Origin of the sequence: Acidipropionibacterium thoenii DSM 20276, from assembly GCF_000423445.1 — a bacterium.
In the GTDB taxonomy this organism is placed as follows: Bacteria; Actinomycetota; Actinomycetes; order Propionibacteriales; family Propionibacteriaceae; genus Acidipropionibacterium; species Acidipropionibacterium thoenii.
Window position 1 is genome coordinate 34,638 of the sequence record NZ_AUHZ01000016.1, and the last position, 26,974, is coordinate 61,611.

Genomic DNA, 26,974 nt, shown 5'->3' on the forward strand with positions numbered 1-26,974 from the left:
GATCGCCTGCCTCACGCAGCGGAGGCGATCCGCTCGGAGAACTCCACCATCCGGTTGGAGAATCCCCACTCGTTGTCGTACCAGCCCAGCACCTTGACCTGCCTGCCGATCGCCTTGGTGAGCGGCGCGTCGAAGATCGAGGAGTGCGGGTTGCCGACGATGTCGGCCGAGACGATCGGGGCGGTGGAGTACTGGAGGTACTTCATGAGCGGCTCGGAGGCGGCTGCCTTGGCGAAGGCGGCATTGATCTGCTCGACAGTGGCCGTGGTGGCCAGTTCGGCGGTCAGATCGGTGATCGAGCCGTCGGGTACCGGGACCCGCAGGGCGAAGCCGGTGAGCCGGCCGTCCAGCTCCGGGATCACCGCGCCGATCGCCTTGGCGGCCCCCGAGGTGGTCGGGATGGTCGACAGGGCGGCGGCCCGGGCGCGCCGCAGATCCTTGTGAGGAGCGTCATGGAGACGCTGGTCGCCGGTGTAGGCGTGCACCGTGGTCATCAGGCCCGACTCGATGCCGAAGGTGTCGTTGAGCACCTTGGCCAGTGGGGCCAGCGAGTTGGTGGTGCAGGAGCCGTTGGAGAAGACGTCGGAGGCGCTCGGGTCGAGGGTGTCGTCGTTGACGCCGAGCACGAAGGTGGGGACGTCGTTGCCGGCCGGAGCGGAGATGATGACCTTCCTCGCCCCTCCCCTCAGGTGCAGCAGGGCCTTGTCCCTGGCCGTGAAGCGGCCGGTGGACTCGATGACGACGTCGGCCCCGTGGTCTCCCCAGGCGATGGCAGCCGGGTCGGGCTCGGAGAGCACCGCGATCCTCCGGCCCGCGACGGTGAGGGTGTTGCCCTCCACCCCGACGCCGTCCAGATGGCCCGAGATGGAGTCCCACTCCAGTAGGTCGGCCAGGGTGGCGGCGTCGGTGAGATCGTTGACGGCCACCACCTCGACGTCGGTGTCGTTGGCCAGGGCGGCGCGCAGGTAGTTGCGCCCGATCCGGCCGAAGCCGTTGATTCCAATACGAACAGTCATGTCAGTTGTCCTTTCGGGATAACGCTGATGACCCGTTGGGGTCGGGGTGAGCTGTGGCGATCCGATCCGGTGCGGCGTCGGCGCTGCCGGTGGCAGCCGGCCGGGACCCGGCCGCGCTGCCCCGGACTGCGTCCAGGAGGTCCACCGCACCCTGGCGGGCCTGGTCGAAGGGAGCCCGGTCCTGGGCGGCGATCGCCAGGACGTAGCCGCCCTGGATGGTCGCCGTCATGAGATACGCGAGTCGACCGGCATCGACATCGGCGGGGAGCTCTCCTCCTCGAACGGCCTCCTCGATCACCGCGACGAGACTGTGGTGAATCGTCTCGAAGGATGCCCTGATCGGTGCCAGCATGCCTGGATCTGCCACCACCTCCGGGTCCTGGGTGAGCCTGCCCACCTTGCACCCTCGCAGCGGATCGCTGTCACGGCTCAGGTAGCTCGTGAGCCGCTCCATCGGATCGCCGGGGTTGTTGAGGATCTCGAGGTTGGCAGGCAGCGAGGTCTCGCAGTTGTGCCGGATCGCGGCCATGCCCAGATCCCGTTTCGACGGGAAGTGGTAGTACATGCTTCCCTGTCCCACCCCCGAGCGTTCACGCACCTCACGAGGGCTGGTCGCGGCATAGCCGCGCTCCCAGATGAGGTCGCTCATCGTGTCGATGAGGTTCTCCTTGGAGTTCATGGTCTGTACTGTACCTACCTAGAGGTACACAAACAAGGGGGCACGTCGGCGGCCTCGGACGCGGTAGGTCTGCCATCACCTCCGACCCTGCGGCGCACCACCCAGGTCACCCCGGAGGCGCCCAGCCGAGAGATAGCGCGCCACCCGGGAAACCTCCTGATCGGGGTCCTCGGCCAACTCGAGCAGGACCGCCGTGGCCCCCTCCCCGGGGATCTCGCCGAGGGCCTGGACGATCCTGCTGCGGCCGGCCGGATCCGCCACCGCCAGCTGCTCGACCAGCTCCCGGGTGATCCTGCCGGCCGCCCGGGCCGAGTGGGAGGCGAGATCCCCCAGCGCCTCGGCGGCCTCGACATCGGACTGCCCCGCGACGACCAGGTGCACCAGCGGTGTGCAGATCACCGGCAATGGGAGGCCGGGCGAGGGGATGTCGCGGGAGACCAGGAGGATCGCGGCGAGCCCGGCGGTCGACGGGTCGGCGTCAGCCAGTGCCCCGACCAGGGCATCGGCCGCGGCGGGACCATCGATCTCACCGAGGGCGTGAACGGCCCGTCGCCGCACGGCGGTCACGGCGTCGGACAGGTGCGCGGCGAGGGTCGGCACTGCGGCCTCCCCCGCCCGCGCGATCGCCCAACGCAGCGATCCCGCCACTGCCTCCTCCGGCTCAGACAGGTAGATACCGATCAGCAGATCGGGCGCAGCCGCAGTGATCCCAGAGCGGAGCGCCGCGGCCTGGCGTTCGCCCGACCGCCCGGAGCGCAGCCCGGAGAGGAGGTCGACGGCGCTCAGCGCCTCCTGCCAGCTGTGGGGACCGCTCGACTCGATCTCCCGCAGTCGGGTCAGCAGCTCGCGCTCCGCCGCGATCCGCCGCACCGTGCGATCGATGAGTTCGGAGAGCATCCGTGCGGCGTCGAAGCCGGGATCGTCGAGGGCCCTGCCGACCTGCTCGAGGGAGAGCCCGAGGCTGCGCAGGGCCTCGACACGGAACAACCGGCGCAGATCCTCGGGCTCGTATCGCCGGTACACGCTGCCGATCCGTCCCGAGGGCCGCAGGAGGCCGATCCGGTCGTAGTAGTGCAGCATCCGAACACTCACTCCCGAACGCCGCGACACCTCCCCGATGAGCATCAGGTCGTCCGCATCATTCGGGCACCCCCATCACCCAGACCCTCAGCGCCTCCTCACGGGCGGCGTCGAATCCGAGATCGGGGTCGACAATGAGCCGCTGGATGGTCTCGGCATGCAGCGCCGCCTGGGACCCGGCGGTCTCGGCCGCCGCTGCCAGGACGGCCTCACCGGCCTCCCCCAGCTCCAGGTAGGCCCGGGCCAGGCTGAGCTGCATGGTGTGGTCACCACGCCCCAGCTGCCCGGCCAGGCGTCGCGCCAGCCGCTCACGCTGATCACCGGGCACCAGCGCAGCAGCCGCCCGCCAGGCGGCACGAGCCACCTCGTCATCGCGATCAGCGATGAAGGCATCGCTGACCGCCGGCCAGCCGCGCGGATCCCCGATCTTCGACAAGGCATGCAGAGCCTGGGCCCGGGCCTGCGGATTCGCCGAGTCGAGCTCGCCGAGCAGAGCCGGCACCGTCTCGTCGCTGGGATGGCTCAGCAGGGCCCAGACCAGCATGTCCCGGACGAAGAAGTCCGGCTCGACCCCGCAGCGGCGGATCAGGACCGCGACATCGCCCGGCTCCGGGTGGGTACCGGCGGTCATCGCGACCTGCAGCCTGGTCGCCGGCGAGAGGGCCTCGAGTGCTCGCGCGAGTTCGGACGGGGTGTGGTGGGCAGTACTCATGGGAATCGCCTCCTGACGATCGAGCCGCATCATCAGCGACAACATCGCACGGTGCCACGACCATTCCCCCGCCGGGTGTTCTCTGACCGCGAGCGGGCACCGAGACCTGCGGCCCCCGGGCTACCGTGGATGCGACGACCGCCGCCGACCAGGAGACCCAGATGTCGCACACCACCCGAGACCCCCATCTCAGCCGGGAGGAACAGCCTGGCCTCGACACGGACCGGTTCGCCGACGACTGGCGCTCCTGGCACCAGGCCCACGAGAAGGGCCGCACCGACCCGCTCGGGATCCTGTCGGCCACCGGGTTGTACTTCCTGGACGACGATCCGCTGAGGGTCGACGGCGTCCCCGGCAGCTGGCGGCTGGTCGAGGGCCAGCCGCAGGTGGATCTCGCACCGGGCGAGACCCTGACCGACGGATGCCAGGAGCTCACTGGATCCGTGGCGCTGGGAGACCGGATCGCCAGGGGTGGGGCGATGCTGGGATTCGATGCCGAGGGTGCCCACGGCGTCGCCGAGGTCGCCTGGCGAGGCTCATCGGTGATGCTGCGTCCGCGCCGGTCCGACAGCGCCTATCTGGCGCACTTCCCCGGCACCCCGGCCTATCCGGCCGATCCCCGCTGGGTGGTCCCGGCGCACTTCGATGCCTACCAGGAGGTTCACGAGGAGACCGTCGGGGCGGTCATCGACGGGCTGCAGCACCATTTCGACTCCCCCGGCGTCCTCACCTTCACCATCGACGGCACTGACTACCGGTTGACGGCCTTCACCGGTGGCGACGACGGATCGCTGACCGTGCTGCTGCGAGACGCCACCAGCGGGGTGACGACCTATCCCGCCAGCCGGACCCTGCGGGTCGCGGCCCCCGATGCGCAGGGCGACACCGTCATCGATTTCAACAGAGCCACCAACCTGCCCTGCGCCTACACCGACTTCGCCACCTGCCCGCTGCCGCCGGTCGAGAACCGGCTGCCGATCGCGGTGGAGGCCGGCGAGAAGCTGCCGGTGTCCCGAGTGTCCTGATCGGCGGTCAGACCGGCTCGGCGAGCAGAGACCTCTCCAGCCGGGCGTAGGAGTGCTCCATCCCCTCGATCATCCCGGTGCCCAGGATCATGTCTCGGGTCTGGGCGTCGGGATACTCGATGACGGTGGTGACCAGGGTGATGCCGTCCTCCTCGACCAGGGTGAGGTCGTTGACGGTCTCGGGACCCTCGGTGCCCAGCATCCGCTCGGTGGTGACGGCCCGGAACGGCACCTGACGCAGCAGCAGCTCTCCCTCCAGGCCGAAGGACTCGCCCTGCTGGCGGGGGACCGCCGGGTCGGTGGTCCACACGTAGCGGAAGGTCTGGCCGACCTCGCGTGCCACCTTGCACTCGCTCATCACCCAGCCGTCGGGGCCCAGCATCCAGCGGCGGATCATCTCGGGATCGTTGTACGCCCGCCAGATCAGCGTCCTGGGGGCCTCGATGGCCCGGGTGATCTTCACCCAGGTGTCGGAGAGCACCTCCAGATGGGCCACCCGGCCCTGATAGGTCTGCCGGAGTCCATCGAGCACGGCGTCGGCCTGACCCATCGCCTGGGTGAGTCCCTCTGTCATCTCCATCTCCTGGGCGATCTTCTTGAAGTCGTCGAGGGTCTCGAATGTGGTGGTGAGGGTGAACCGGGGGCCGTTGGCCGCCGGTTCCAGGACGAAGGACATTCGCGACGCCGGGAGCGCCGTGCTCGGCTCGCCGTGCTCATCGGCGAAGGAGTCGAGGACCTGGAAGCTGTGCCCGGGATCGATGTCGAGGATGTCCCAGCGGCCCCAGTAGCGCTCGTCGCGAGTTCCGGTCATGTAGTAGAGGGCGCGACCGCCCTGCCTGAAATCCCACTCGGTGAAGGTGGCCGGAGCTCCCGGAGGACCCCAGACCCGCTCGAGCCGGCGGGGATCCGTGTAGAGCTGCCACACCCTCTCCACCGGATGAGCGAGGTCGGCGATGACTGTGACTGTGAGGTTGTTCTCGTCGATGGTGACGTCGGTGACTGACATTTCTGGCTCCTCGATGACTCGGGGGCAGGTGATGCATTTCGTGGCATCAACTCTGCCCGGCCATCCAAATGCCCTTGTCAGGCTCCACCCCGGGGACGCTCCACGGCAGTTGGAGGAGGCGGCTCATCGGCGAGGAGTCGCCGGCCCGGCCGGGATGGGGGCTGAGCCCGCCATGCCGCACCCGCAGGCCGCCGGTACCATCCGGCACCCCGGCTGCCACTTGAATCGATGGCCGCGGCCCTCCGCAGCCAGGCCTTAGACTCCTGTCATCGGTGGCTGTGTCCACATGGCCGGAAGGAGCACGCGGCGCATGAAGCGATTCTGGAAGGGCACCAGCGTCTTCGTCGTGCTGGAGTATCTGGTGAAGGTCCTGGCGATCGGAATCGTGCCGGAGAACCGGCGGCCCTCCTCCTCGACGGCATGGCTGCTGCTGATCCTGTTCCTGCCGGTGGTCGGCGTCCCGCTGTTCCTGTTGTTCGGCAGCCCCTATGTCAGCGGTCGGCGCGCCAGCATCCAGGCCAGGGCCAATGAGCTGCTCACACTCGGAACCGAGGACATGCCGAACTCCCCCGAGTCGGTCACCCTGCCGGATGGCCTCGGTGAGATCGTCGAACTCAATCGCTCGCTCACCGCCCTGCCGATGGTCACCGGCGTCAACAACGGCGTCATGATGGACTACGAGGCCGGCATCGAACGGATGACCCGACTGGTGGAGGTCGCCGAGGAGACCGTCGACGTCGAGATCTACATCATGGCCCGCGACCAGACCACCGCCCCCTTCTTCGACGCCCTGGCCGATGCGGTCGCACGCGGGGTGAAGGTGCGCGTCCTGATGGATCACCTCGGTTCCCGCAAGTACCCCGGATTCCACCAGCTGCTCAAGGACATGACGGCCGCGGGCATCGAGTGGTACCTGATGATGCCCTTCCTGCCATTGCAGGGGAAGGTCCGTCGGGTGGACCTTCGCAATCACCGCAAACTCCTGGTCGTCGACGGCCAGGTGGCCATCATGGGCTCTCAGAACCTGATCGAGGCGACCTACGGTTCGGCGAGGAACCGCCAGATCGGACGCCGGTGGAATGACATCTCGATCGAACTGACCGGTGAGATCGTCTCCTCCCTCGAGGCCATCTTCGTCACCGACTGGTACACCGAGTCCCACGAGATCATCGAGATGCACGCCTACCGGGGGCTGGGCGGTGGCGGCACCGACTCCCACGTGCTGCCCACCCGGCACGGCGGCCAACGACAGGTCGGCGGAGATGTCAACGCGGTTCAACTGATCCCCTCGGGACCAGGCTTTCGCACCGATCCCAATCTGCGTTCGTTCACCTCGCTGATGTACCTGGCCCACGAGCGGCTCTCGGTGGTGAGCCCCTATTTCGTTCCCGACGAGTCCCTGCTGGCGGCCATCACCTCTGCTGCCCTGCGCGGGGTGGAGGTGGACCTGTATGTCAGCGAGCAGGCCGATCAGTTCATGGTCGACCGGGCCCAGTCGTCCTACTACCACGCGCTGCTGGAGGCCGGGGTGAGGATTCTTCGCTATCCCGCGCCTCAGGTGCTGCACACCAAGTGCTTCATCGTCGACGACGAGATCGCCGTGATGGGCTCCTCGAACCTGGACATGCGGTCCTTCGGTCTGAACTACGAGATCAGCCTGTTGTCCTACGGCGGCGACATCGTCGGCCAGCTCAAGGAGGTCGTCGCCGACTACGCCGCCAGGAGCACGGTCCTGGACTACCAGACCTGGAACTCCCGCTCCATCGCCCGGCGGTACACCGAATCGGTGATGAGGTTGACCTCGGCCCTGCAGTGACCAGGATCCGGCGGTGACTCGCTGCCGCCGGTCAGCGGCCCTCCTCCGGCCCGACCCTGCGGCACGTACAGTCGCCCCCACCCGCACTCGCCGCACCGCAGGGGATGACCATGGGCCGCTTCGTGTACTGGATGAATGTCTCGCTGGACCTTCGAATCGAGCAGACTGCCGGGGAGAACGGCGGCGGCCAGTGGATGCGGATCACCGAGACCCTCCACCAGGAGTTCAATGATCGCGCCGCCGAGCTGACGGCGATGGTGCAGGGCCGGGTGGTCTACGAGCTGATGGAGAGCTACTGGCCGCAGGTCTGGGCCGATCCCTCTGAACCGCAGGTGATGCGCGAGTACGGCCGGATCTGGACGACCATGCCCAAGATCCTGGTCTCCACGACCCGCACCAGCGCGAACCACAACACCCGGATCCTCGCCGACAATGTCGTCTCGGAGCTGGCCGAGTTGCGGGCGGGGACCGATGGCCGGATCGGCGTCGGGGGAGCCACCCTCGCCACCCAGCTTCTGGCGACCGGGCTGCTGGACGAGCTCCTGGTGTTCGCCCACCCGGTGATCCTGGGGACCGGGAGGCCGCTGTTCGATGATCTGGACTCCCCGGTGGAACTCGATCTGCTGGAGCAGCAGTCCTTCGACCAGGGGGTCACGATGCACCGTTACGCGATCCGAGGCGCACTGGTCTGAGGCGGGCGGCGACCCCCTCCGGGCGGTCAGCAGGCCCGCCGTCAGATCGACCGGTACGACACCTGCTGGAGATGACCCGGGCCCTGATAACTTCTGTCCACCTCGGCTTCATCCTTACTCAGGGGACAGGACGCAGCGATGACCAGCTACGTGAAGATCTACCAGGAGCCCACCGATCCTCGCCTGGGCCGAAACGTCAATCACGACCCCCGGTCCTGGAACTATGCGTTCAGGGCCGCCGACCTCAGCACCCTCTCGTCGGTGCGTCACATCTCTCACATCCCGACCCTGGACCAGGGCAACCTCGGTTCCTGCACCGGCAATGCGGCCACCAAGTGCCTCTCCTACCTGCCGTTCTGGAGTCAGCCCGAGGTTCAGGCGGTGCTCACCGGCGACCCGGACGCCGACCAGCGCTACGCGGTCGGGGTCTACTCCGATGCCACCAAGATCGATCCATTCCCGGGCACCTACCCACCCACCGACACCGGATCCGACGGGCTGTCGGTGGCAACAGTGCTCAAGAACCGCGGCCTCATCAGCGGGTACGAGCACGCCTTCTCGCTGAGTGCGCTGCTGACGGCACTGGCCCGCCAGGCAGTCATCGTGGGCACCGAGTGGCGACAGAACATGTTCACCCCGGCCCCCGACGGGCACCAGACGATCACCGGACGGGTGGCCGGCGGCCACGAGTACTGCCTCGACGAACTCGACGTCGAGCACGAGCGGGTCTGGATGCAGAACTCCTGGGGACAGCAGTGGGGGCTGCAGGGTCGGGCCTACTTCAGCTGGGACGACATGGAGATCCTGCTGAAGGCATCGGGCGACTGCACCATCTTCACCCCCCTGGCCACACCGCCGGCGCCCCCTCCCCCGCCAGATCCCCAGGCCGAGTTCGTCGCCTCCGCCAGGTCGTGGTTGTCACTGCGACACTCATCGACGTCGAACAAGACCTTCGCCGCGGACCTGAGGAAGTACCTCGACACCCTGGAACCCGACACCCCGTGAATCACCGGCACACCATCAGTTGAGCGCCTCCGTCAGCTGCCGACCGCTCGCTGACGACAGCCTGCCTGCTCAGGGCCGCGATGTCCCGGGCTCGGGAGGCGCCAGCGCGCCCTTCTCGGCCTGGTGGTACTGGCGAACCGCAGCGAGCGACTTCACCACCGCGGCGGTCACCGGCGGGCCGAGGACCATGCCGAGCAACCCGGCGATGGTCCCGCCCACGATGGTGGCAAGCAGCACGATGACCGGGTGGAGCGACAGCGAGCTACCCAGAGCCCAGGAGCCGACGACGCTCTGGATCGTCCCGTTCGACACCAGCAGGCTGACTCCCACGATCAGTGCTCCCGTCGGGCCGACCGCGCCGAAGGCGGTCAGGATCGCGAAGGCGCCGGTGATCCAGGCTCCGACATAGGGGATGAAGGAGAGGAAGAAGTAGAGGATCGCGATCGGCAGGATCAGCGGGAGCCTCAGGAGGAACAGCGGTAGCAGGAAGATCGGCGCCGTGATGATCGCCGTGATCGCCGTGCCCCTGAAGTAACCCCGGACGGCGGTCTGTGACAGGGCCTTGACCTCCTCGACGAGTGCCAGGTCGGCGCCCGCCGTCCGCGACAGCCACCCACCGAAGCGCCGGAAGTCCTTCAGCACGAAGAACAGGAAGAAGAGGCTGAAGAAGCTACCCATCACCATCGACACGCCTCCCGAGAGCGTGCTGACGACCAGGCCGAGGATGCCCTGGCCGACCCGCGGAGCATACCCGCTGACGGCCTCGCGGATCTGCTCGAGAAGGACGGCGTCCAGATCGAGACCTCGCCCCCATACGACGAAGGCCTTCCAGCCCGCCATCAGTTGCCGGGTGATCTCAGGAAACTGCTGAATGAAGCCGACGACCAGCAACCAGACCATCGCGACCGCCACCAGGACGGCCGACACCAGACCGACCAGGGCGGCCAGCGCGGAGGGCACCTTCCGGCGCTCGAGCCAGCAGACCCACGGCTCCAGCACGACCCCCAGGATGGCGGCGACCACGAGGGGAATGAGGATCCCCGAGAGCGCGCCCAGCGCGGCCGCGATCACCGCAGCCAGCAGGATGATGCCGAGTGCCGACCACGCGGTGGTGCCTGCTCGGTGGACTCTCGCCGAACGCGAGGGTCCAGTGGGACTGCCGTCGGACATCCTGCACACTCCCTGAGGTCACGAGCGTGGCCCGATCACAGTCTTCCAACCGGCTGCCAGGCACAACACCCGGCCAACCGGCCTGTGCTGGTGGTGGACCTCCGTAGAGAGTTTGAGAACCCCTGCCCACACCTGAAAACCCTGTCTTTGCGCAGGTCACGGGGCTTCTACAACCACGACCAGCGCCCCTCTGAGCCTACCGTTTCCGACTCAAGGGGTCGAGTGGTGCGATCACTCGGGATGGCTCAAACCCTCCTTCGCCCGGAGCAGGTCGACGATCTGGTGGCGCAGTACCGCAGAGGCGCGACGCTCGTGGAGCTGGCATCCGTGTTCGGAGTGAACCGCCGCACGGTCGCCACCCACCTCACCCGGCGGGAGGTGACGATCCGCCGTGGACGGTTCCCTCCCGCATCCACGAAGCAGCCGACCTCTACCTCAGCGGGTTGACGCTGGTAGAGGTCGGCGTGAAGGTTGGGGCGGGGCCTCAGGCTGTCCGACGAGCGCTCGCTTCGCACGGCGTCGTGATCCGGCCTGGCGGGCGCTGTGGTTCTCGCATCACGGCATCCACTGCCGTGGGCGGTTGAGCCTAGACACGAAGGGCAGGCTCACGCAGGCTCGCCTCGACGCCGTGGCGCTGGTGACGACGGACCGGAGCCTCGCGCAGGCGCGCACGGATGAGCAGAGCGACGCTCACGGGTCCCATGATGATGAACTTGAGCGCGTTCCAGCATGCCCACAGCACGATGAGGTGGAGCCAGCCTGGGCCGCCATCGGCTGCCGAGCCAGAGCAGATGCTGGCGATCAGGATGTACGGAAGCGCGACCAGCATCGCGGGCATCCCCCACTTGAGTCCGCGACGTGTGCGGATGGCAGCCACCAACTACCAACTCACGCGGCCGGAGGACGCTGCGAAGGCGGGCACATGAGGCTCTGTCGTGAGGTTGGCCGCCGGTGATACGGGCTCTGTGGTGAACGGCCCCGGGTGACAACGAATGAGGCCTTCGAGGCCGGTCACACAGTTGAGTATCGAAAGTTGTGAAATGCGGCCGGCAGGCACAACACGACATTGCACGTCACATGGAGTAGCGGCTGTGGCGCGCTGTGCCAGCCAGGCTGATTAGCGCTGCAGGCGCCGACACCCCGTCATCCTCTGACGTCCGGGCCATGCCCTGCCATCGCTGCCCGTGGTGAACACTCGCCCACTGGGGGTGGGTACGGTCCGGTCCAAGATCTCCCACAGCTCGGTCACCATCTGATCCAAGCGTTGGCGGGTCTGCTCGATCTGGTCTTGCAAGGCGAAGAGCTGTCGGACTTCGTCGAGGTCCATCCCGGCGCGCTGAACCAGGTTCCGCGCTTGCCTCAGCCGCACAAGGTCGTGCTGGTCGTAGCTCGCTTGGCCGGCGGCGCTGCGGCGTGGGCTCACGATGCCGGCGCGCTCGAAGGCTTCGAGCGTGCGGGGGTGCAGACCGGTCAGGAGCACCACCTGGCTGGTGGTGAACACCACACCGTCATGAACGCTGTTGTCGGTGGTGGTCATCTCAGTTCCTCCCAAGGATCGAAGCGCGGGGGTTGGTCTGGCCCATGGCGTGGGCGAAGTCGCGCATTGCCTGCTTGGCCTGGTCGTTGAGCGACGTCGGCATGACGACCTCGACGGTGACTAGCAGGTCGCCGGTTCCCGCCTTGGTGGTGACGCCCTTGCCTCGCACGCGCAGGGTGCGCCGGTTCGGGGTGCATTCGGGGATACGCACCTTCACTCGTCCGCCTTCGAGGGTGGGCACCTCGATATCGGCGCCCAGGATGAGTTCGTCGACGGTGACCGGCACGGACACGGTCAGATCTCGTCCCTTGCGGCCGAACAGTGGGTGCGGGGTGACATGAACGCGGACCAGCAGGTCGCCCGCCGGGCCGCCGTTGAGGCCGGCCGAGCCCTTGCCCTTGATTCGGATGGTCTGGCCGTCGTCGACGCTTGCCGGGATGCGCACCTTCATGGTCTTGGCTTGGCTTACCCGTGCGGTGCCGTGGCAGGAGCCGCATACCTGTGGCGGGTTTCCCGAGGTGATGCCAGCGCCGCCGCAAGCTGTGCACGCCACCTCAGAGACCAGCTGCATCGAAACGGTGGTGCCCTTGACAGCTTCGAGGAAGCCGATGGTCACCTCCCCCTCGATGTCAGCGCCCTTCCGAGGGCCGCTGGGCCGCCGAGCACCGCTGAAGCCAGCGCCGCCTTGGCCGAACAAGCCGCCCAGGATGTCCTCATAACCCGCACCTTGGCCAAAGAGGTCCTCAGCAGACCCACCAGTCGAATAGCTGTAGGTGTAGGGGCCACCGGCGGGGTTTCCATAGGCGTACTGGCCACCGGCGCCCGGATATCCTGCGCCGGGGCCGTAGCGGAAGCCGCCATTGGCGACCATCTCGCGGATCTCGTCGTACTCTCGTCGCGAGTCGGGGTTGGACAGGACGGAGTTTGCCTCCGAGATTTCTTTGAACCGGGCCTCAGCAGCAGCGTCGCCGGGGTGCTGGTCGGGATGGTTCTGACGAGCGAGCTTACGGAAGGCCTTCTTGATGTCCTTGTCGGTAGCGTCCTTCGACACGCCCAGGACCTTGTAAAAGTCCTTGTCAACCCAATCCTGTGCGCTCATCCCTCCTCATCTCCGTGCGTACTGGACTCGGTGGCCGCCTGTTGTGCGTCCGGCTCGCTGACTGCGACGCGGGCAGGGCGGAGGACCTTGTCGTGAATGCGGTGACCTGGCTGCATCACTTGCGAGATACAAGTCTTGGTGGCGCCAGACATCGGCAGCTGCATCAATGCCTCATGCAGGGTGGGGTCGAATTGGTCTCCGACCTGGCCGTAACTGCTCAGGCCGTGCCGAGCAGCCACTGCGGAGATCTGGTCGGCAAGCATCTTGAAGGGGCCATCCAGCTCGCCGTGCTGGTCGGCCAGCTGGATCGCATCCAAGGCGGGCAGAAGGTCCGTGAGAATCTGTTCCTTTCCCGCGCGGCGCGCCAGGTCCCGGTCACGGTCGACTCGTCGCTTGTAATTGATGTACTCGGCTTGCAGCCGCTGCAGGTCCTCAGTACGTTCCGCCAAGCGGCTCTCCAGCTGCGCGACCTGATCACGCAACGCTTCGAGCTGCGCGTCAGGAGCGAGCACCTCGTCGGCCGCTGGCTGCGGAGTGGGCGTGGTGGTCACGTCGTCTGTGCTCATGCTTCCTCCTGTGGGTGATTGTCGTGGCAGCACCTGACAGGCAGGGCCACCGTGGATGGGCTCAGGACCACGCGAAGAGCTCGCAGCGCGGGCCGCTACGGGCCGATCGCGTGGTGATCGCCGGAATGGGTGGGGTCGCAAGGCGACCCCACCGGGCGCATCACTTGTCGTCGACGATCTCCGCGTCGACCACGTCATCGTCGGAGGATGTCTCCTGCTCACTCGGCGATGCCGGTCCCTGAGCCTGTGCCTGGCTTGCTGCATAGACCGCCTGCCCCATCACTGAGGTCTTTTCGTTCAGCTCCTCCATCAGAACCTTCACTTGGTCATCGTTGTCGGTGCCCTTCAGGGCCTCCTTCAACTTGTCCAGGGCCTCCACGACGGGTGCCTTGACATCGTCGCCGATGGTCGCGGCGTTGTCGGCGAGTAGTTGCTCAGTGCGGAACGCCAGGGCATCGGCCTGATTTCGCATCTCGACGGCCTCACGACGCTTCTTGTCCTCCTCGGCGTGCGCCTCGGCGTCCTTCACCATCCGGTCGATGTCGTCCTTGCCCAGCGCCGAGCCGCCGGTGACGGTCATCGACTGCTCCTTGCCCGTGGCCTTGTCCTTGGCGGACACGTGCACGATGCCGTTGGCGTCGATGTCGAACGTGACCTCGACCTGCGGAACCCCGCGCGGGGCAGGCATCAGACCGGTCAGCTCGAAGTTGCCCAGCGGCTTGTTGTCGCGGGCGAACTCACGTTCACCCTGGTACACCTGCACCATGACCGACGGCTGGTTGTCCTCGGCCGTCGTGAAGATCTCGGACCGCTTGGTCGGAATCGTCGTGTTGCGCTCGATGATCTTCGTCATCACGCCGCCCTTGGTTTCGATGCCGAGGGAGAGTGGGGTGACGTCGAGCAGCAGGACGTCCTTGACCTCGCCCTTGAGGACACCAGCCTGCAGCGAAGCGCCCATGGCCACGACCTCGTCGGGGTTTACACCCTTGTGTGGTTCCTTGCCCGACAACTCCTTGACCAGGTCGACGACGGCCGGCATACGGGTGGAACCACCCACGAGAATGACCTCGTCGATCTTATCCACCGAGGTGTGGGCGTCCTTGATGACGGCCTGGAACGGAGTCTTGCAGCGGTCCAGCAGATCCTTCGTCATGCGCTGGAACTCGGCGCGCGTCAGCTTGGCTTCGAGGTGCAGCGGCCCTGCGGCTCCGGCCGTGATGTACGGCAGGTTGATCTGGGTCTCAGAGGCCTGCGAGAGCTCGATCTTGGCGCGCTCGGCGGCCTCCTGCAGACGTTGCTTGGCCATCTTGTCCGCGCTCAGGTCGATACCGTTGGCGTTCTTGAACTGCGTCACTAGCCAATCGACAATCCGCTGATCCCAGTCGTCGCCGCCGAGACGGTTGTCGCCCTTGGTGGCCTTGACTTCGAAGACACCATCGGAGATGTCCAACAGCGAAACGTCGAACGTGCCACCGCCCAGGTCGAAGACGAGGACGCTTTGCTCCTTGTCGCCCTTGTCAAGGCCGTACGCCAACGCCGCCGCGGTGGGCTCGTTGATGATGCGGTCGACGGTCAGACCCGCAATCTCGCCGGCCTCCTTAGTGGCTTGACGCTCAGCATCGCTGAAGTACGCCGGCACAGTGATGACCGCGTTCGTGACGGGCTCGCCCAGGTAAGCTTCGGCGTCCCGCTTCAGCTTCTGCAGGACGCGGGCGCTAATCTCCTGCGGCGTGTACTTCTTGCCGTCGATGTTGACTGACCAATCGGTGCCCATATGGCGCTTGACCGAGCGGATGGTGCGATCGACGTTCGTGACGGCCTGGCGCTTGGCGACTTCGCCGACGAGTACCTCTCCACCCTTGGCGAACGCGACTACCGACGGCGTCGTGCGGGAGCCTTCGGCGTTGGGGATGACGGTGGGCTCGCCGCCTTCGAGGACGGCGACGCAAGAGTTGGTGGTGCCGAGATCGATACCGACTGAACGTGCCATGGTTGTTCTCCTCCTTTGTTGTGAACTATGAAAGATCATCGAGAAGCGCTGGCGTGGCCGGTGCGCTCTCACGTCATCTACTGTTCCAGACTTCGGGGTTCTCGTCGATGGGTGGCGACACCCAAAGTGGCCGAGATGATCCCCACTGCCTCACTCCGCCTCCTTGGGCGAGTGAGCGGGGCGATCAGAGCCCTGAAGACATCACGAACAGCGAAGCTGCTCCGCACGGGCAAGGACCGCGTCCGGAGGCGGAAGACTGCGGTTGGGCCGGAAGACGAGTTCGCCGCCGCCGGCCTTGGATGGCTGGCATCAACGACCTTCGGGTCGTGATCGAGCACCGACGCCGTGCCCGACGCGCGGGGTCGGAACCTCGCGGAGTCAGTCGCTGGCAAGCGTCGCGGACACCGTAAGCTCCCTGCCGTCGCGCACCACCAGCAGGTTCACCGATTTCCCGACGGGAAGTCCCCTCACATGCCCTACCAAGGACAATGCCGAGGTGGTTGCAACACCGTCGATGCTGATGATGTGGTCTCCGACCTGTAGACCTGACTTGTGGGCCGGGCTACCGACAACCACCGAGGCGACCATGGCACTTCGGATCCGCTGCGTCCCCCGTGCTGCGATGCCGTCTGCCACGGAGATCCCCAGCTGGGCGTGATGGGCTCTGCGGTCACGGATGAGCTGCTGGGCCACCATGGACACCTCGTCGGACGGAATCGCGAACCCGATGCCGATACTGCCGCTGCCAGGCCCCAATGTTGCGATGGATGAGTTGATGCCGATCAGTTCGCCACAGCCATTGACAAGAGCACCACCCGAATTGCCCGGGTTGATCGGTGCTGAGGTCTGGATCGCGTTGGTCACTGTCGCGACGCTCGGCCCGGTACCCTGCTCGGAGGCAGCCACTGGACGGTTGAGGGCGCTGACGATGCCGGTGGTCACAGTCCCTGCCAGTCCCAGCGGGTTGCCCACGGCCATCACCGGCTGCCCGGTGCGCACTTCGGCCGAAGTGGCAATCGGGATCGGGGTGAGCTTGGTGTCCTGCACCGTGAGCACGGCCAGATCAGTGATCGGATCACGACCGGCGATGGTGACGGGCTGGACGCTGTTGTCGGACAGGGTGACCGACACGTCGCTATCAGTGGCATCACCCACCACATGGGCATTCGTGACGATGTGGTGCTCGTCAACTGCCACCCCCGAGCCCTCGCCCACCGGGTGGCCGCCGCTGGAGACCTCCACGGACACCACGGACGGGCTCACCTTCTCAGCAAGTGTCGTCCAGGACGGATCGTCGATGCTGCACGAGGTAACAGAGCTGTTACCCGAGGTCGGACTTGTGAGGGGGCTGTTGGACGCCACTGGTGCTGGCGTCTTCACGTCTTCGGGGTTCATCGGCGCGGTGGCACTACAGGAAGTGAGCGGAATCAGTGCGGTCATCGCAATGGCTGCTGCCACAGTGCGCGCGGGAAGGCTGTTTCTCATCATGGCGAGACTCCTAAAAGAGACCGAGTTGTGGTTGGAAGGGTCGTAGGCGTTTGCCTGGTCGGTCAGCTGTTCTTGGCCGCACGCCACACGGCGATGGCCGCTGCAACTTGGGACATGCCGAGAACCAGCAGCGACATGCCGGCCCAGAGCCCGATGGTGATGATCGCAGCGGCGTGGTTGAAGATGAACCAGATGCCTGCCAAGACCAGCAGAACGCCAGCCAGGACGTACAGCCAGCGACGCCGAGCAGTTTTCTCGGTCATCAGGCCCAAGCCACACATGATGGTCCATAGGCCAACGGCGGCAGCGATGAACGACAAGGTGAGATCAGGCAGGAGGACGATGAGTAGGGCTAGTGCGACGCCCAGGGCCCCCACTCCGCCTCGCAGCCACCGCAGGACGCCGTAACAGCGCCATGCGCCGATCATCGCCGAAATTGACTCGACGAGCAGAAAGGCGCCGCAGAACATCACCAGGGATTGCAGGGTTAGCCCTGGCCACCAGATGAGCATGAAACCGAGCAGGATCAGCAGTGCTGCACCAAACAGCTCGATCAGGGCCAGTGTGCGAAAAGTCTTGGACATGGAAAACCTCCGAGGGTCGCTCAGGACAGGGATCGCGACAAGAAGGCCCGCGCAAAGCAGGCCAACCGCCGATGATGGTCAGCGAGGCCCGGCACATGGCCATGAACCCCGCACGTCCCATTCCAGCCCTGACCACGGCCGATCACCATCGGTGCTAACACCCACAACGGACTGACCACACATGCACAAGCTGGGGATAGCTGCCGTGCCGCTGTGTCCGGTTCAGGGCTCGATGAGTCCGACGCGGATGGCGTAGCGGGTCAGTTCGAGGCGATCCTTCATCCCGAGCTTCTCCAGCAAGTTGGCACGGTGCCGTTCGACGGTCTTGGGGCTGATGAACAGCATCTCGGCGATTTCTTTGCCGGAGTGGCCCTCGGCGATGAGCTTGAGGATCTCCTCTTCGCGGGGGGTCAGGAGCCGGTCGCCTTCGTTGGCTTGGCCGCGCTGGACGTACTCGCGGATGATGGTGGACATGGCACCTGGGTAGAGGAAAGGCTCGCCTCGCACGGCTGCGCGGCACGCGTTGAGCAGGTCCCGGTCTGCCATGGACTTGTGCACATAGCCGGCTGCACCGGCCTTGAGGGCCTCGAACAGGTACTGCTCGTTGTCATGCATACTCAGGATCAGCATTTGGGTAGGCAGCTTGCGCTGGGACACTTCGCGAGCAACTTGCAGCCCGGTCATGCGGGGCATGGTGATGTCGAGAATAGCGAGGTCGATGTCGCCGTGGTTGATGCGATCCAGTGCTTGGGCTCCATCAGCCGCTTCGGCTACGACGGTGAAGTCGGGTTGGGGGTCGAGCATCATTTTCACGCCTTGGCGCAGCAGAGTGTGGTCATCGGCCAGCAGCACGCGAGAGATTCGGGTTGTCGGCGTGTGCATGGTCATTCCTTTGGGAGAGTGTCGAGGTTGATGCGCAGTTCGATGCGTGTGCCACCGTCGGGATTGTCGGCGACGTTCAAGTTTGCGTTGATGGATCGCGCGCGATCTCGCATGCCCGCCATGCCGGTGCCGGGTATAGCCTCACCAAGGCCCTTGCCGTTGTCTGTTACGACCAGTTGGACGAGGTTCTCCCGGTGGGTGAGAGACAGGGTCACCACACTGGCACCGGAGTGTTTCGCACAGTTGGTCAGAGCTTCCTGAGCAACCCGGTAAACCACCAGCTGTGCAGCCCAGCCCAGGTCGGGGACGGGGTTGATCTCGCGGCGCACGGCCATACCGGTGGCCTCGGCGTGAGCTGTGGCCAAAGACGTGAGCGCACTGACCAGGCCGATGTCGGCCAACACGCTGGGGCGCAGGTCGGCGGCCAGTCGCCTGACGGTTTGCAGGCTGGTCCGAACGGCATCCTGCGCCATGGCAATCTTCTGCTGGCTATGCGGGTCATCTTGAGCGGACTGCAACAAGAGCAGTGCGTAAGTGAGGGTCTGTCCGACGTCATCATGGAGCTCACGGGATAAGCGAGCACGCTCCAACTCCTGACCCTCGATCAGAGCCGAAACCGTCGCACGACGTTGCGCGCGCAGGCGTTCGACGAGGGCATTGTGGGCCGCCACGATGCCGTCCAGCTCGGGCAGATCGGGCGCCGTCTCGATGCGGCGTGCCGCATCGAGGTTTGTCGTGGCCTCAATGTCTTGGGCGACGCGGATGAGTGGGGATAGCCCATGCTTGATGATGGGCCAACTGATGAGGGACAAGACAATCACTCCAGTGATGACCCAGGCGATCTGCCCGGGAGTGGGTGGATAACTTATCGTGATCGGGGAAGCGATCAGGATAGTGGTCATCACTACGAAGGCACCCACGACCATGGCCCAGATACGTCTCTGTAAACTCACCGAATGCCCCTCTCTAAGGGTGAGCCGCTTCCCGAGGCATCGCCACCTGCTCTGGGGACCTTGCCAAGCGCTGTATCGGGAGTCTGTTCGGTCAGTCTATCGGGTAGCGGATCCGTCAGCCTGACCTACTTCGACGGTGTTGGCCACCACCGCTACCGGCGAGGTGGACAACCGGAGCAACAGGCGGTTCTCAGAGCGCTCTCGTTCGACAGAGCGACTGGCGTGTTGGCTGCTCACGACAGTCAGGCTCGCTTCCGATGCCTTCGCGAGCAACGCGTCAGTCAGCTCGTGGGCTGAGACCTCCACATCAAAGGTCTCGGGGAGGTCGCTACCTAGGACCCGGGTGAGGACCTGCACGGTCTGGAGACGCGCCCGGTCGGGGCCTTGCCCCTTGTCGTCGACAATGACCTTCAGCCGGGCCCCGGTGCGCCCCGCGACGGATACGGCGAAACGAATGCTGGCAGGGCTTGGGCGCTCGGCGTCGAGGCCTAACACAAGAGGGCGCTCCAAGGTGTTCCAGGTGGTGGAGGGGAGCACCACCACCGGACCGGCAGCCTCCTGGAGCACGGCTTCGGCCGCGGCGTCCACAATCGGGAGGACGGGCGAGCCCTGACCACGGGACGCGACGACGACCATGGCCGCGGTGCGACTCGCCTGGACCAATGCTGGGGCCAGCATTGATTCGACACACATCAATGTGCCGCTTTCGCCCAACATTTCCCGCACATCGGGCGCCAGCCCTTGGGTGTAAACAATGCCCAAGGGCCAGTGTCCGGCGCGAGCGATGTCCCGGGCCCACACGGCGGCGGCGATCGAGGTCGACGAACCGTCGACGCCGACCACGACGTGGTCTGTGAAGTCCATGGTGATTTCCTCCTGCGATTCCTCGTGCGATGCGAACGGATGGACGAGGTGAGGGTCAGCCTCTGTTCCTTCCTGGCCATACAGTCCTTCCTGTCCACGCAGCAAGGATCGCCGACGAGGACGGCCCAGATCCATAGATCTGGTCGCACATGGGCGTCGTCCCCCACTGCAGTGAGGGCCAACCCCCAAATGCGGCCGAAGCGCTTGACCCGGAGCCGCACCGATGCCCACCATCGAAGTGCGTCAGGTTTTCCTGTTGGGTCTGCCGGTACAGCCGCTGACGGCCCGCCGAGAGCCCTGGCGCCACAGCCTCGCAGCGGCCCGCCCCGCGCGGGCGCATACCAGTCCCGATCCGAAGGAGAAGCACATGGACACCGAGAAGCTCACCACGATGAGCCGGGACGCGGTCTCGGCCGCCGTCCGCAACGCATTGGCGGCCGGCAATCCCTCGGTCGAGCCCGTTCACCTACTGCATGCCTTGCTGATGGTCCCCGAGAACTCAGTGGGGCCACTACTGGAATCTGTTGGTGTCGACCCGGCCCAGATTGACCAGCGCGCCCAGGCTGCCATCAGCAAGCTGCCCTCCAGCCAAGGCAGCTCGGTAGCCCAACCGCAACTGTCCGGTTCCTTCGCGCGGGTACTCGCCGACGCGGAAATTCGCGCCGACAAGCTGGGCGACTCCTACGTCTCCACCGAGCACCTGCTCATTGCGCTGACGTCCATCCCGTCTGAGGCACAGACGATGCTGGTCGGTGCAGGGGCGACCACAGAGAAACTGGAAGAAGCCTTCGCAGGCGCACGGGGCGATCGCCGTGTCACCAGCCCCGAGGCCGAAGGCGGCGAGTCCGCCCTCAGCAAGTACTCCGTCGACCTCACCGAGCGCGCCCGCGAGGGCAAGCTGGATCCGGTGATCGGCCGCGACCAGGAGATCCGCCGCGTCGTGCAGGTCCTCGCCCGGCGCACCAAGAACAACCCAGTCCTCATTGGCGAGCCCGGCGTCGGCAAGACCGCCGTCGTCGAGGGCCTCGCGCAGCGCGTGATCGCCGGTGACGTGCCCGACTCGCTGAAGGGTCGTCGCGTCGTCAGCCTCGACCTCAGTTCCATGGTGGCCGGGGCCAAGTACCGCGGCGAATTCGAGGAACGACTCAAGGCCGTGCTGAAGGAGATCAAGGAGGCCGAAGGCAAGATCATAACCTTCATCGACGAGCTGCACACGGTCGTCGGCGCTGGCGCGAGTGGTGAAGGTGCCATGGATGCGGGCAACATGCTCAAGCCGATGCTGGCCCGCGGCGAGTTGCGCATGATTGGCGCCACGACGCTGGATGAGTACCGCGAGCGCATCGAGAAGGACCCGGCGCTGGAGCGTCGCTTCCAGCAGGTGTATGTGGGCGAGCCATCGGTGGAGGACACCATCGCCATCCTGCGCGGTTTGCGCGAGCGCTATGAGGCGCATCACAAGGTGCGCATTACCGATGGCGCTCTCGTTGCTGCCGCGTCGCTGAGCAATCGCTACATCACCAACCGACAGTTGCCCGACAAGGCCATCGACTTGATCGATGAGGCTGCCAGCCGACTCCGCATGGAGATCGACTCCAGTCCTGAAGAGATTGATGCGCTGCGGCGACAAGTGGACCGGATGAAGATGGAGCAGTTCGCCATCAAGAAGGAGACCGACGCTGCCAGCAAGGCGCGCCTGGAACGGCTGGAACAAGAACTGGCGGATTCTGAGGAGAAGTTGCGGCTCCTGGAGAGCCGCTGGGCTCAGGAGAAAGCCGGACTCAACCGAATCGGAGAGCTGAAGACCCAGATCGATCAGCTCCGGATCGAGGCAGAAAAGGCCCAGCGTGTCGGCGACCTGGCTGCAGCAGCCGAGATTGCTTACGGGCGGATTCCGGCGCTGGAACGCGAATTGGAGCAGGCCAAGCAGGAAGAGAACGAAGAGAAGGCCAGTCGCATGGTCGCCGACGAAGTGACCACAGAGGACATTGCTGAGGTGGTCAGCGCCTGGACCGGCATCCCTGTCGGCAAGATGCTCCAAGGCGAATCCGAGAAGCTCCTCCACATGGAGGAACACATCAGCAAGCGCCTCATCGGGCAGAAGCGAGCAGTCAAAGCCGTTGCCGATGCTGTCCGGCGCAGCCGCGCTGGCATCAGCGATCCGAACCGGCCCACCGGCAGCTTCCTTTTCCTCGGTCCCACCGGCGTCGGCAAGACCGAACTGGCCAAGAGCTTGGCCGACTTCCTGTTCGACGACGAGACCGCGATGATCCGCATCGACATGTCGGAGTACTCCGAGAAGCACTCGGTCAGCCGCCTCGTCGGTGCCCCCCCGGGCTACGTCGGCTACGAAGAGGGAGGCCAGCTCACCGAAGCCGTACGGCGCCGCCCGTACAGCGTGGTGCTGCTCGACGAGGTAGAGAAGGCGCACCCCGACCTGTTCAACATCCTGTTGCAGGTGCTCGACGACGGCCGCCTGACCGACGGACAGGGCCGCACCGTCGACTTCCGTAACACGATCTTGATCATGACCTCGAACCTGGGCAGCCAGTTCCTCGCCGACACGAGTCTGGACACCAAGGCCAAGCATGAGGCCGTGATGGGCGTGGTACGGAGCGCCTTCCGCCCAGAATTCCTGAACCGGCTGGACGAAATCGTGATGTTCGACCCGCTGACCTTGGAGGACCTGACCCACATCGTCGACACCAACCTCCGCAAGATCAACGCCCGCCTCGCGGAGCGCCGAATCGTGATCGACGTCACTGACCGGGGCAAGGAATGGCTCGCCCGCAACGGCTTCGACCCCGTCTATGGCGCTCGACCGCTGCGCCGACTGGTGCAGTCCACCATCGAGGACCAGCTCGCCACAAAGCTCCTCGCCGGCGAGATCATCGATGGTGCTGTGGTCACGTTCGACGTCGATCCCGACACCGACCAGCTGCGCATCGACTGAGCCCAAAAGCGAGGCCGGGGTCTCCTCACTTGGGACCCCGGCCTCGTGCTGTCCTGCTGCGTTGAGCCTCAGCCACCGGTGCTGTCGGCTGCAACCGCCCTCAGTGCCCGTCGCAGCTGATCGATGCAGATCACCCGCTCGCTAACAAACAGTTCCCGGTCATCAGCCACCCGGCGGACGGTGACCTCCGTGCGCTGAATCTCCAAGATATGGGTGACTCCACGAGCCGCCAACTCCAAGTGTGAATCCCCGAACTCGCCAAGATCCACCGCTACCACCTGGTCTCGATGGGTCAGCACCAGACCCTGAATCGCACGCACCGCGCCCAATCCCGAGCCGCCGTCCAAGCTTCCATGGCCAGTCTTCGACAAGCTGAACCCCTCAAGACTCGCCGCCTCCTCCAGATAGGCCCGAGCCCGATCCCGGAAGTCCAGGGCATCACTGGCCAGCTCACGCATCTCATCTGATCCGTCGCAGGCAATCTCCTCCAGCTGCTGCGCGGACATCTCGTCCAACACCGCCTGAACCTCCAAGCGCTGCTCCGTGAGGTGTTTCAGCGTTAATGTCCGCTTCGGGCGTGCGGATCAAACCACATCCGGGTCCTCTGGGTTGGGTTGATTCTTCCGTTGGTTCCGGTTGTAGGCAAGTCGTGCCTGGGCTGCTCGTGCGAGCCCGTCGCGGCGGGCCTGTCGGATGGCCTCGCCGCGGCCGTGGTGCTCGTCGTCCGGAGTCACGTAGCCCAGCGCGGAGTGCAACCTGGTGGTGTTGTACTCGGTCCGGGCGACGTCGAGCTCGGCACGCAGGACGGCCGGGTCGGTGATCTTCGTCAGGTGCGGCCACTCGGCCTTGACGGTCCCGTTGAGGGACTCCACCCAGGCCTGGTCGGTCGGCGTCGAGGGCCGGCCGAAGTGCTGGGCGATGGCGTACATGGCCATGAACTTGCGTGTGTTCGCCGAGATCATCTGGGAACCGTTGTCGGAGACGGCGAGCAGGATCGGGGTGAGCGCGTCCTCCCCGTCCAGTTCCAGGTCCCGGCCCAGCGCCTCGGCCCGTTCCAGCGCCGGCTCCAGCAGCCCCTCGACCTCCAGGGCATGCTCGAACGCGAGCTGGACCTGGGTGTGGGTCTCCTCGGCGGAGACGACGGTGGTGATCCACTTGCGGGAGACGAGGTCCTCGACGAACAGGGCACCAACGCCGGCGGCGACAAAGTGCGTCGTGTCGTAGATCCAGATCGACCCAGGGGTGTAGGAGGCCCAGTCCGGGAACGGGCGCCGCTGACCGCGTGGCGGCCGCGGTGGGTGACGAAACCGCAGGTCATGGTCGTTCAGGACGCGCCGCACCGTGGACGGGGCGGCCCAGAACAAGCCCTCGTAGGAGCCGCGGTGCGCCAGCCGGCGGTGGGAGAAGTCCTTCTCGCCGAAGGTCTCGAACGCGGACACGATCGCCTCGACCTCGGCCGGCCTCAGCGCGTTGACGCTCGCGCCGGGACGAGCATCGACCAGCCCGGCGGCGGCGTCGGTCTCCCGACGGCGGGTCCACCGGCGGGCCCGGCGCACGTCCAGGCCGAGCACCGCGCACGCCTTCTCCACCGGCCAGCCACGATCGGTGGCATGCTCGACCAGGCCCAGCAGAGCGCCCTTCGTGGCGGCGTCGACCCGGGCCGGCACGGGTGCCGTGGGCATCAGACCCGCCCCCCTTTTCCCTCGACGAGCGTCAGCTTCACCGCCAGCTCCTTCACCGCCTCCGAGAGCCGTGCGATCTCGGCGTTGGCCTCCTCCAGCTCGAAGTCCCGCTGGCTCTTGCCCGGCGAGCCGGGCCGGGAGGCGGCCAGCGCAGCCAGCGCACCGTCCTTGGCGACCTGCCGGACCCGGATGACCGTCGACCGGTCCACCCCGGCCTCGGTCGCGGCCTGGGCGATCGTGACCTCGCCACGGACCAGCCGCAACCAGATCTCATACTTCGCCGACGGCGACAGGACCTTCTTCGGCCGCCGCTTCCTCGGTACCGAGGCATCGTTGCTGCTCATCGTGCACCCTCCTGAAGGTGTCACGAGGACCGTACCGATGTGGTCTGATCCAGCGCGTCAAACCGGACACGAACGCTCAATCAACTCACGCTCCAGCCCGAATGGGTCGTCATCGAGAACGTCTGCGGGCTGCTGTCCTCACCCGCGACACGGCCAACCGCACAAGGAGACGACCATGGAAAACGCAACCCCGACGATGCAACCCCCGACGGCGCAACCCTTCGCGGCATGGAACGCGACCCGTGGCACCTGGGAGACAACGCAGCTCGACCTCTACGGGCTCTCGGCGCCGTTCTCGGCGATCTGGCCGACCTGCGGCTGGATGCGCGATGGATCGGCCTACCGGCTTCCCTTGTCGGCGCTCCTCACCAACGCTCCCGCATCTTCGCCCTCGCCCGGCGCACTGTTCCGCACCCCACTGGCGACCAGGTGCGAGCACGACGAGGGACGATCGCACTGTCTCACCAGATCATCGACTTCGCCCTCCACGGACCGGCTGGCTCACCGAGCAGGAGAGGCGAATCGGAGACGCTGTGGTCCCTGATCGACGGGCTGTTCAGCGCTGGGGACGCTACGCCGACGCCATCACCCGTTGGGAACACGTCACCAGACGCCCCGCGCCAGCGCCAGCCCTCCTGAACGAAGCCGACGGCCCTCGCCCAGCACCGGCGTTCGTGGAGTGGCTGATGGGCCTGCCCGCTGGATGGGTCACCGATGCCCATGAGCTGACGCAGAACCAGCAGATCACCGCGCTTGGCAACGGAGTGCTACCTCTCCAGGCGGTGTCCGCACTGTCGCTGCTCGCCGCGTGAACGTCGGCTACGCGAGAGCCGCGTCCTCCGGTGCGCCCGGTGTTGTTCCCAGAGCGGCAAGTAGGCGGGTCCGGATTCGCTGCTTGCGCTCCTCGAAGAACGACGTGAAGTCGGCCAGGTCGAGCGGAAGACCGTCGAGGTCGTTCTCGGCAAGGTAGGTGGCTCGCTTGTCCTCGCTCGGGAAGGCGGTGCCGATCCACTCCGCAGGCAGGCCGTCCTGCTTCTCGATGTTGGCGGTCCCGGCGAGCAACTGGAGGTTCGGCAAGAGGTTCACGACCGCCAGGTAGTCGTCGACGCTGTCGAGCGGGACACCGGCGTCGAGAAGTCTCTTCTTGGTGAAGCGGGACTTGGGGAAGATGTGATCCTCGTGGAACTTCTTGCTCAGGTCCAGCCCCGGGTACAGCACGGACAGCACTGAGAAGGTCCGCTGGCCCGCGTACTTGAGGTTGAGCAGTTCGTCGATCTCGGCGTTGTCGAACGCGAGGCTCTTGCCCACGGCCGCCATCGCCTCCTCAACCGCCGCAACCGGGAAGCCGTTCGTCGAGTTGGTGCGGAGGACATCGCGGATGCGGGTGAGGAGCGTGTCGAGCCCCGACCCCCAGATGCCGCGCTTGACCAGCGAGCGGGTCACCCACCGTTGGAGGGCGAGCCTGTCGGCCGCGTCCGCGGTGGAGTCGAGGTAGGAGTTGGACTGAGTGAAGCTTCCCGGACTTCTGAGGAAAGTCATAGTTTCGAGAATCGGGTAGGATCACATCATGTCAGGATCGAAGTACAGTCCGGAGTTCAAGAACTAGGTCGTTCTTGAAGTCGTGGACAAGCATCGCACCATCAAAGCCGTAGCAGAATCATACAATCTTGTCGCTCAGACTGTCGGCGTATGGGTCAAGGAGTATCGCAAGAAGAATCCGGACCCGGAAACCGAGAACCTCACCAGTGCCGAGTCGGCCGAACTCGAACGGTTGAGGAAGGATCTCTGTGAGGCCCGGATGGAGAACGAGTTCCTAAAAAAAGCGGCAGCCTTC

At 65.9% G+C, this 26,974-nt stretch carries 27 protein-coding genes; 7 read left to right on the forward strand and 20 right to left on the reverse strand.

The window, feature by feature from the left end:
- Positions 1-11: 11 nt before the first annotated feature.
- The 4 genes from gap to G554_RS0106995 all read right to left on the reverse strand — a co-directional run bounded on the left by gap (position 12) and on the right by G554_RS0106995 (position 3,487).
- Entirely contained in the window at positions 12-1,016 is a 1,005-nt protein-coding gene (gap, locus tag G554_RS0106980; RefSeq protein WP_027587345.1) for a type I glyceraldehyde-3-phosphate dehydrogenase, read from the reverse strand.
- A gap of 1 nt (position 1,017) precedes the next feature.
- Positions 1,018-1,695 (reverse strand): TetR/AcrR family transcriptional regulator, encoded by a 678-nt coding sequence (locus tag G554_RS15200; protein WP_084648380.1) that lies wholly within the window; start codon positions 1,693-1,695, stop codon positions 1,018-1,020.
- A 75-nt stretch (positions 1,696-1,770) separates the two neighbouring features.
- On the reverse strand, positions 1,771-2,820 hold the full coding sequence (locus G554_RS0106990; protein WP_027587346.1) for a MerR family transcriptional regulator: 1,050 nt from the start codon (positions 2,818-2,820) through the stop codon (positions 1,771-1,773).
- Between the two features lie 13 nt (positions 2,821-2,833).
- Positions 2,834-3,487, reverse strand: coding sequence for a HEAT repeat domain-containing protein (locus G554_RS0106995; RefSeq protein WP_027587347.1), 654 nt, complete (start codon positions 3,485-3,487; stop codon positions 2,834-2,836).
- A 161-nt stretch (positions 3,488-3,648) separates the two neighbouring features.
- Here G554_RS0106995 and G554_RS15205 point away from each other — a divergent pair, with 161 nt between their 5' ends.
- Positions 3,649-4,512: a DUF1684 domain-containing protein gene (locus G554_RS15205; protein WP_051232655.1), complete on the forward strand. Its 864-nt coding sequence runs from the start codon at positions 3,649-3,651 to the stop codon at positions 4,510-4,512.
- Positions 4,513-4,519: 7 nt separating this feature from the next.
- Here the strand turns inward: G554_RS15205 and G554_RS0107005 are convergent, their stop codons facing one another.
- Positions 4,520-5,518: an SRPBCC family protein gene (locus tag G554_RS0107005; protein ID WP_027587348.1), complete on the reverse strand. Its 999-nt coding sequence runs from the start codon at positions 5,516-5,518 to the stop codon at positions 4,520-4,522.
- A gap of 310 nt (positions 5,519-5,828) precedes the next feature.
- Between G554_RS0107005 and cls the strand changes: the two genes are divergently transcribed.
- From cls to G554_RS0107020, 3 genes are all read left to right on the forward strand, one after another.
- A complete protein-coding gene (gene cls, locus G554_RS0107010; protein ID WP_027587349.1) occupies positions 5,829-7,334 on the forward strand; it encodes a cardiolipin synthase in 1,506 nt (501 codons plus the stop codon).
- Positions 7,335-7,444: 110 nt separating this feature from the next.
- Positions 7,445-8,026: a dihydrofolate reductase family protein gene (locus G554_RS0107015; RefSeq protein WP_027587350.1), complete on the forward strand. Its 582-nt coding sequence runs from the start codon at positions 7,445-7,447 to the stop codon at positions 8,024-8,026.
- Between the two features lie 138 nt (positions 8,027-8,164).
- Complete coding sequence (locus G554_RS0107020) at positions 8,165-9,031, forward strand: C1 family peptidase (protein ID WP_027587351.1); 867 nt, start codon at positions 8,165-8,167, stop codon at positions 9,029-9,031.
- A gap of 69 nt (positions 9,032-9,100) precedes the next feature.
- On the opposite strand, the gene G554_RS15210 is transcribed toward G554_RS0107020, so the two are convergent.
- The 11 genes from G554_RS15210 to G554_RS0107085 all read right to left on the reverse strand — a co-directional run bounded on the left by G554_RS15210 (position 9,101) and on the right by G554_RS0107085 (position 20,164).
- The gene (locus G554_RS15210; protein ID WP_051232641.1) at positions 9,101-10,201 is read right to left on the reverse strand and encodes an AI-2E family transporter; all 1,101 of its coding nucleotides are present in this window, start codon (positions 10,199-10,201) and stop codon (positions 9,101-9,103) included.
- 586 nt (positions 10,202-10,787) lie between these two features.
- Positions 10,788-11,030: a hypothetical protein gene (locus G554_RS15220; RefSeq protein ID WP_211220419.1), complete on the reverse strand. Its 243-nt coding sequence runs from the start codon at positions 11,028-11,030 to the stop codon at positions 10,788-10,790.
- A gap of 288 nt (positions 11,031-11,318) precedes the next feature.
- Positions 11,319-11,738, reverse strand: coding sequence for a MerR family transcriptional regulator (locus tag G554_RS0107040; RefSeq protein WP_027587352.1), 420 nt, complete (start codon positions 11,736-11,738; stop codon positions 11,319-11,321).
- Between the two features lies 1 nt (position 11,739).
- Positions 11,740-12,837, reverse strand: coding sequence for a DnaJ C-terminal domain-containing protein (locus tag G554_RS0107045; protein WP_027587353.1), 1,098 nt, complete (start codon positions 12,835-12,837; stop codon positions 11,740-11,742).
- Positions 12,834-13,403 carry a nucleotide exchange factor GrpE gene (grpE, locus tag G554_RS0107050; protein ID WP_027587354.1) on the reverse strand — a complete coding sequence of 190 codons (570 nt, stop codon included), beginning with the start codon at positions 13,401-13,403 and terminating at the stop codon, positions 12,834-12,836. The genes G554_RS0107045 and grpE overlap by 4 nt, the downstream gene beginning before the upstream one ends.
- Before the next feature lie 160 nt (positions 13,404-13,563).
- Positions 13,564-15,393, reverse strand: a complete 1,830-nt coding sequence (dnaK, locus tag G554_RS0107055) for a molecular chaperone DnaK (protein WP_027587355.1) — start codon at positions 15,391-15,393, stop codon at positions 13,564-13,566.
- A 378-nt stretch (positions 15,394-15,771) separates the two neighbouring features.
- Positions 15,772-16,881, reverse strand: a complete 1,110-nt coding sequence (locus G554_RS0107060) for a S1C family serine protease (protein WP_211220420.1) — start codon at positions 16,879-16,881, stop codon at positions 15,772-15,774.
- Between the two features lie 62 nt (positions 16,882-16,943).
- Positions 16,944-17,465, reverse strand: coding sequence for a DUF308 domain-containing protein (locus G554_RS0107070; RefSeq protein WP_027587358.1), 522 nt, complete (start codon positions 17,463-17,465; stop codon positions 16,944-16,946).
- Between the two features lie 222 nt (positions 17,466-17,687).
- Positions 17,688-18,347, reverse strand: coding sequence for a response regulator (locus G554_RS0107075; protein ID WP_245569989.1), 660 nt, complete (start codon positions 18,345-18,347; stop codon positions 17,688-17,690).
- Between the two features lie 2 nt (positions 18,348-18,349).
- Positions 18,350-19,249, reverse strand: a complete 900-nt coding sequence (locus G554_RS15225) for a sensor histidine kinase (RefSeq protein WP_161626468.1) — start codon at positions 19,247-19,249, stop codon at positions 18,350-18,352.
- Positions 19,250-19,396: 147 nt separating this feature from the next.
- Positions 19,397-20,164: an adenine nucleotide alpha hydrolase family protein gene (locus G554_RS0107085; protein WP_027587360.1), complete on the reverse strand. Its 768-nt coding sequence runs from the start codon at positions 20,162-20,164 to the stop codon at positions 19,397-19,399.
- Positions 20,165-20,531: 367 nt separating this feature from the next.
- Here G554_RS0107085 and clpB point away from each other — a divergent pair, with 367 nt between their 5' ends.
- Positions 20,532-23,114, forward strand: coding sequence for an ATP-dependent chaperone ClpB (gene clpB, locus G554_RS0107090; protein ID WP_027587361.1), 2,583 nt, complete (start codon positions 20,532-20,534; stop codon positions 23,112-23,114).
- 68 nt (positions 23,115-23,182) lie between these two features.
- Here the strand turns inward: clpB and G554_RS0107095 are convergent, their stop codons facing one another.
- From G554_RS0107095 to G554_RS15230, 3 genes are all read right to left on the reverse strand, one after another.
- Positions 23,183-23,620 (reverse strand): hypothetical protein, encoded by a 438-nt coding sequence (locus tag G554_RS0107095; protein ID WP_161626469.1) that lies wholly within the window; start codon positions 23,618-23,620, stop codon positions 23,183-23,185.
- A gap of 78 nt (positions 23,621-23,698) precedes the next feature.
- Positions 23,699-24,796, reverse strand: a complete 1,098-nt coding sequence (locus G554_RS0107100; RefSeq protein ID WP_084648382.1) for an integrase core domain-containing protein — start codon at positions 24,794-24,796, stop codon at positions 23,699-23,701.
- Entirely contained in the window at positions 24,796-25,140 is a 345-nt protein-coding gene (locus G554_RS15230; RefSeq protein WP_051232645.1) for a hypothetical protein, read from the reverse strand. Before G554_RS15230 ends, G554_RS0107100 begins: the two co-directional genes overlap by 1 nt.
- Positions 25,141-25,826: 686 nt before the next feature.
- Between G554_RS15230 and G554_RS18510 the strand changes: the two genes are divergently transcribed.
- Positions 25,827-25,952 carry a hypothetical protein gene (locus tag G554_RS18510; protein ID WP_277985761.1) on the forward strand — a complete coding sequence of 42 codons (126 nt, stop codon included), beginning with the start codon at positions 25,827-25,829 and terminating at the stop codon, positions 25,950-25,952.
- Between the two features lie 7 nt (positions 25,953-25,959).
- On the opposite strand, the gene G554_RS0107115 is transcribed toward G554_RS18510, so the two are convergent.
- Positions 25,960-26,679, reverse strand: coding sequence for a hypothetical protein (locus tag G554_RS0107115; protein WP_027587365.1), 720 nt, complete (start codon positions 26,677-26,679; stop codon positions 25,960-25,962).
- 82 nt (positions 26,680-26,761) lie between these two features.
- On the opposite strand from G554_RS0107115, the gene G554_RS17595 reads away from it, so the two are divergent.
- Positions 26,762-26,974: transposase (locus tag G554_RS17595; RefSeq protein ID WP_425393347.1), on the forward strand; the 213-nt coding region annotated here is incomplete at its 3' end.